Source organism: Mesorhizobium sp. M7A.F.Ca.CA.001.10.2.1 (genome assembly GCF_003998575.1).
Lineage (GTDB): Bacteria > Pseudomonadota > Alphaproteobacteria > Rhizobiales > Rhizobiaceae > Mesorhizobium.
On record NZ_RZQY01000506.1, the window covers coordinates 1 to 4,461 of the forward strand.

Annotated in this window: 5 protein-coding genes and 1 pseudogene; 3 read left to right on the forward strand and 3 right to left on the reverse strand. The window is 60.4% G+C overall.

Going from position 1 to position 4,461, the window contains the following annotated elements; translation table 11 throughout:
- The first annotated feature begins 85 nt into the window (after positions 1–85).
- The gene (metW, locus tag EN964_RS25930) at positions 86–703 is read left to right on the forward strand and encodes a methionine biosynthesis protein MetW (RefSeq protein ID WP_127268377.1); all 618 of its coding nucleotides are present in this window, start codon (positions 86–88) and stop codon (positions 701–703) included.
- A 7-nt stretch (positions 704–710) separates the two neighbouring features.
- Here the strand turns inward: metW and EN964_RS25935 are convergent, their stop codons facing one another.
- On the reverse strand, positions 711–1,031 hold the full coding sequence (locus EN964_RS25935) for a DUF1330 domain-containing protein (RefSeq protein ID WP_127268376.1): 321 nt from the start codon (positions 1,029–1,031) through the stop codon (positions 711–713).
- A gap of 327 nt (positions 1,032–1,358) precedes the next feature.
- On the opposite strand from EN964_RS25935, the gene EN964_RS25940 reads away from it, so the two are divergent.
- Both EN964_RS25940 and EN964_RS25945 read left to right on the forward strand, forming a co-directional pair.
- Complete coding sequence (locus tag EN964_RS25940) at positions 1,359–2,315, forward strand: glycosyltransferase (protein ID WP_236383418.1); 957 nt, start codon at positions 1,359–1,361, stop codon at positions 2,313–2,315.
- A 15-nt stretch (positions 2,316–2,330) separates the two neighbouring features.
- Entirely contained in the window at positions 2,331–3,266 is a 936-nt protein-coding gene (locus EN964_RS25945; RefSeq protein ID WP_127268374.1) for a glycosyltransferase family 2 protein, read from the forward strand.
- Positions 3,267–3,336: 70 nt separating this feature from the next.
- Here EN964_RS25945 and EN964_RS25950 read toward each other — a convergent pair whose 3' ends face one another.
- Together EN964_RS25950 and EN964_RS25955 are read right to left on the reverse strand one after the other, a co-directional pair.
- Entirely contained in the window at positions 3,337–4,140 is an 804-nt protein-coding gene (locus EN964_RS25950; protein ID WP_127271093.1) for a DUF1194 domain-containing protein, read from the reverse strand.
- Positions 4,141–4,225: 85 nt separating this feature from the next.
- Positions 4,226–4,461 (reverse strand): annotated as a pseudogene (locus EN964_RS25955) (ABC transporter ATP-binding protein/permease); the annotation flags it as partial.

The window sequence follows — 4,461 nt, forward strand, 5'->3', positions numbered from 1 at the left end:
ACGCATTCCTGCTCGACGAGCCGGAACTGTTTGCCGCCATCAACGGCTTCATCGGCTCGGCCGCCAGGGCGAGAGGGCTGGGCCTATGAGCGTCAACCGCGACCAGCGCGTCGACCTTGAAGTCGTCGCCAACCTCATCCCACCACAGTCGCGCGTGCTCGATGTCGGCTCGGGCGACGGCTCGCTGCTCGAATTGCTGCAGGACAGCAAGCAGGTCGACGGCCGTGGGCTCGAGCTGTCGCAGCGCGGCGTCAACGAATGCGTGGCGCGCGGCCTCTCGGTCATCCAAGGCGACGCCGACAAGGATCTCGAATTCTATCCCGATAAGGGCTTTGACTTCGTCGTCCTCTCGCAGACGCTGCAGGCCACCCGCAACCCGAAGCTGGTGCTCGACGAACTGCTCAGGATCGGCAATCGCGCCATCGTCTCCTTCCCCAATTTCGGCCATTGGCGTGTGCGTCTGTCACTGTTCGTCAACGGCCGCATGCCGGTGACCAAGGACCTGCCCTATTCCTGGTACGACACGCCCAACATCCACTTCTGCACCATCCGCGACTTCGTCAATCTGTGCGACGAGCTCGGCGCGACAGTCGAGAAGGCAACCGCTCTCGACGCCAACGGCCAGAAGATCGGCCTGTCGATGCCGTGGTGGTTCTGGAACTTCTTCGGCCAGCAGGCAGTGTTCTTGCTGAAACGGCAGTAGCCGCAAGCTATTCGAGGATGTCCGTGGCCTTGTGCGGATGTTCGACGCCGTCAGCAAACACCACGTCGGCCTCCGAATTGTCCGTGCGCAGCGCCAGAATCGCTTGATAGGCGGGCGAATTGTACCAGCCATGCACATGCTGCCTGTCGGGAAATTCGATGATAATCAGATGACCCGGCCAGTTGTTCTCGATCACCTCGACATCGCCGCCATGGACCAGAAAACGGCCGCCGAAAGGTTCCAGCGTGGCATCGATCTTGTGCAGGTATTCGACGATCTGCGGGCCCATCGTGGCTTGGCGCATATGGGCGACGGCGTAAGCGGTCATAAGTGCACTCCCTTTCAATCGAAGCCGATTGCCGGCTCCGCAGGCACAGATTGCCAAGGGTCGTGACAGAATTCGATTACCCCAAAAGTAATAAGAATGAGATGAGGCGATCGTGACGAATCGGCCTGCGTGATCCTGAGGCGGTTTCCAGTCTCCGGCCCTCAGGGTGTTGCCGTTGAGACGCAAGGTTGCGAATTCGTGGTTGCGGACGGATTGAACTCTGCAACCAGATGATGACACGGGAGCATGTTTTTCGTAGCGTCATGCCGGACGCGATGCCGAGCGAAGCACGGAGCGGGGAACCTGACCTATTCGATCGTTGTCGAAATGGAAAACGCCAAGTCCATCAATGAAGATGAGATCGGCGTTTCGTTCAGTGCTTTGGCACGGGAAATAGAAGCCGTGACGACAACCGGTCAATACATAAAACCGGAGGTCATCGTCGTTCACAGCGGACCAGATACCGACACACCGCTTCTGCGGCATCGTCTCACCGAAATTGTTCCGCAACTTGGCATGGTAGCAAACACGATCTTCAGCGCCTGCACAGGCGGCCGGTACTATGAGGTCAAGAACGCAGGCGCCGCGTTGGCCAAGGGCGACATCGTCATTTTCTGCGATTCCGATACAGTGATCGAAGACGGCTGGCTGTCGGCACTTCTCAAACCGCTCCAGGATCCGAAGACGATCGCCGTGAACGGTTACACCTATCTCGGCTGTGACGATTTCGCGTCGCGGACCTTTGCGCTTCTGTGGTTCTTCCCGCTGCGTGATGGTGATCGACGCTTTGCCTCCAAGCGCGCGATGAACGCTAACAATTGCGCCTTCCGCAGAAGCTGGTTAGCCGGCCATCCCTTTCCGGCCAGCAATGGATTCAAGGTTTCTTGCACGTTGCTCACCAGCCAGTTACGAGCAAGCGGGCATGATTTTGTCAGAGTCGATGCCCGGGCCAGCCATTATCCCCCGCGCGGTTGGCGCTTTTTCTTTTGGCGTGCCCTGGTCACCGGGCGCGATGCGGACCGGAAATATGTGGCACTGGCATCGCCATCCCAAGCCGCGCGAGTGCTGAAGGCGACAAGACGTTGGTTTTCGACATCCTGGAAAGTGGGTGGGCGTATTCTGACGCATGCAACTCGGCTCGGAATGCCGGCATGGCAGATCCCGTTTGCACTGATCGTCGGATTGGCCTTTTGCGCGCTGGTTTTTTGTGCACAAGCGGCCATGGCCCTTGGGCTGGTTCGGGACGAGGTTGAAAACGTGCCCCTCTACGTGGGACATAGCTGAAGCACTATGGTCAAAATGGGCAAAACCATCGAACCGACACCTCTCATCACGGTCATTACGCCGACCCACAACCGACGCGAAACGGTGTTGCGCGCCGTGGAAAGCGTACTCTCCCAGAGCATGTCGAGGCTTGAGCACATTGTCGTCGACGATGGTTCGACCGATGGAACCGAAGCGGCGCTGGCCCGCATCCAGGACCCGCGGCTGATCTATGTCGGGGCGAAATGGCGAGGCGCCAACGCAGCCAGGAATGCCGGCATCGAGCGCGCGCGGGCACCGTTGGTGACGTTCCTCGATTCCGACGACATCTATATGCCGCACCGGCTTGAACGAACCCTGACCTGGTTCGAGGAAAATCCTGCACTGCAAGTGCTGATCAGTTCGTTCGTGTCCCTGAAAGGCAATCGCATCACAAACTGCGTCAACCCCGAGGCGTTCGTGAGCCCCGCAATGCTGGAGCGGACGCTGGTTGGGCAGACCATCTTCATTGCCGGCTCCGCGATCACGGCTCGCCGCGAAGCCTTGCTGGCCATCGGCGGCTACGACAGCGACATCACCCGCATGCAGGATCGCGAATTGCTGCTGCGCCTTGCGCGGCGCTTCGGTGCGCAGTTGTCCAGGGATCTGGACTGGACGAAATACAATTCGGAGAACTCGATTTCCGGCCGCCGTGACGGCTATGTCGAGGCCTATGCGAACCTGATGGGCAAACATCCGCATATTGCCCATGCCTACCCGCACATTCCGCCTTACATGATCTCGCGGCAACTCATCGCCGACATCCTGCGAGGCAGGATACCGGAGGCATTTCAGGGCTACATGGCCAACCGTTCATCCAAAACGCTTGGCTATTCGCTGCCGGAATTGATGCAAGGCTATGTCCATGGCCGGCGCTGGCGCCGCGATCTCTCCAACGAGTTTCGCAATCAATTTGGTGCCCGGCCCGCTTAAGCCGAGAGGGATTCCGGGAAATTGTGGAACGGTTTTCCCTCCGGATCGCGTTAACCCCTCTGTCGAGAGCTCAACGGTCAAGTTCGGGAAAATACGGATCCGATAGAAACCGCCTGTCCCGTTCGCCTTGTAGGCAGTCTATCGGCGTCGCCGCGTCGACGGGGATGCTTCTCACCTCGTCCTGAATGCCGCTCACTTCCAGGAGCAGCTTGCGCCGGATGGCTGTCGAAAACTCGGCGGCGGCATAGATAGGCAGCACGAAGGAACCGGGTCCGCCGATCACGCACTGCGCATAATACTGGTCGAGATGGCTGAAGGTGGGCGACGGGCTGATCAGGATCGGCAGGCCATTGACGACGATGCCTTTGGCAGTCGCCGCATCACGCGTCGCGGTGACCGGCGGCCCGATATTGTTCGGTCCGTCGCCCGAAATATCGATGACGCTGCGTTCGCCCTGGAAAGACGTGCGGTCGAAAAGCTCGGTGCCGAAGGCCAGCGCGCCGGAAATCGAAGTGCCGCGAAAGCTGCGGAACGGGCGAGCCGCGACCTTGTCGGCAAAGCTGTTCGCGCTCTCGGCACTATCGATGATCTGCCAGCCGATGACCGCGTCGTCGCGGACCGTGCCGGCCCATTCGAAATAGGTCAGCGCTATGCGGCCCGTGGCGCCAGCGCGGACAGCCTTGATGAAGTCGGGATGCCGCAGCGCCTCGACATAACCGGCCCGCTGCAGGGCGAACTCCTTCTCGTCCATCGACAGCGAGATGTCGACCGCCAGCACCAGCTCGACGTCGACGGCGAGCGCATCCGGCGGCGAGGCCATCGGGGCAGCCTGGGCGCAGGCAAGACAGGCAAGCAGGCGAAGAGCATCAAGCATGGCCGTCGCCAGGGTTGTTCTCCCGAAGAGCTTCCCTCGCGATCGCGGCAAAATAAAGCTCTGCTTCCCTCGCTCGGATATCAGCTCATTTCTTGCGGCGGGCGGCGACTGGCGGCGGTTCTATCGCGCCGGCCCTGACGCGGGCGGGCTTCAGGGCTGGCGCACCGGAATCCTTGACGATCGTCAACGCGCGCGGGAAGAAGTGGTTGTTGTGCTGGCCGCGCCCGATGTTGAGGATCGCTGTCCCCGGCAAACGCTTCTCGAGCATCGACAGCACGCGTCTTAGCGATGGGCCGTCGAACGCATCCAGCGCCTCATCGA

Coding starts and splice junctions, on each gene's coding strand:
- metW (WP_127268377.1), top strand. CDS start 86: ATGAGCGTCAACCGCGACCAGCGCGTCGACCTTGAAGTCGTCGCCAAC.
- EN964_RS25935 (WP_127268376.1), bottom strand. CDS start 1,031: ATGACCGCTTACGCCGTCGCCCATATGCGCCAAGCCACGATGGGCCCG.
- EN964_RS25940 (WP_236383418.1), top strand. CDS start 1,359: ATGGAAAACGCCAAGTCCATCAATGAAGATGAGATCGGCGTTTCGTTC.
- EN964_RS25945 (WP_127268374.1), top strand. CDS start 2,331: ATGGGCAAAACCATCGAACCGACACCTCTCATCACGGTCATTACGCCG.
- EN964_RS25950 (WP_127271093.1), bottom strand. CDS start 4,140: ATGCTTGATGCTCTTCGCCTGCTTGCCTGTCTTGCCTGCGCCCAGGCT.